Source organism: Zoogloea sp., from assembly GCF_023150065.1.
Lineage (GTDB): Bacteria > Pseudomonadota > Gammaproteobacteria > Burkholderiales > Rhodocyclaceae > Zoogloea.
In genome coordinates this window covers 1-656 of the sequence record NZ_JAKLLN010000139.1, presented here as the reverse complement: position 1 = coordinate 656, position 656 = coordinate 1, and the positions used below count along the sequence as shown (strand labels likewise).

General features: G+C 70.4%; 1 protein-coding gene and 1 pseudogene. One reads left to right on the top strand and one right to left on the bottom strand.

Annotated elements, in window-relative coordinates; translation table 11 throughout:
• Positions 1-469, top strand: a pseudogene (locus L6Q67_RS23905) (DUF4440 domain-containing protein); the annotation flags it as partial.
• Between the two features lie 6 nt (positions 470-475).
• Here L6Q67_RS23905 and L6Q67_RS23900 read toward each other — a convergent pair.
• A partial coding sequence (locus L6Q67_RS23900; RefSeq protein ID WP_296576117.1) for a diguanylate cyclase occupies positions 476-656 on the bottom strand: 181 nt, incomplete at its 5' end.

Sequence of the window (656 nt, the reverse complement as noted above, 5' to 3'; positions counted from 1 at the left end):
GCCGGCACCGGCTGCGGTCGTTGCCCCCGCGCCTGCGGTGGTGGCGAGTGCGCCGAAGGCGGTGCCGGTCGCTGCCCCGGCCCCTGCGCCCGCTCCGGCTCCGGCAGCGAAGCCGGTAGCGGTCGATGCCGATGCCACCAAGGCCGTCGCGAGCCGTCTGGAGGCCTGGCGGCAGGCGTGGGAAGCGAAGGACGCCAACCGCTATCTGGCTTTCTACGGCGCCGACTTCGTGCCCGCCGACAAGCGTGCCCGCAGCGCCTGGGAGGCTGACCGTCGGCTGAAGCTCGACAAGAAGGGCGACATCCGCGTGCAGGTGGATGCCCCGAGCTTCAAGCTCGAAGGCAATGTGGTGGTGGTCAGCTTCGAGCAGCGCTACCAGTCGGGCAACTACAGCGACGCCGGCCGCAAGCGCCTGGAATGGGTGAAGGACGGCAGCGACTGGAAGATCCGCCGCGAGGCCCAGCAGTAAGCTCGCTCAGGCCAGCTTCCAGCGGCTCCCGCCGGCCTGCTTGGCGGCGTACATGGCCCGGTCGGCCTGGCTGAGGAGCTGGTGGAGGTCGTAGCCGTCCCGCGGGTAGCTGGCGATGCCGATGCTGGCCCCGAGCGGATTGCCCGGGCAGATGTCGTCGGGAATGTCAGCAATGGCCGCCACCAGA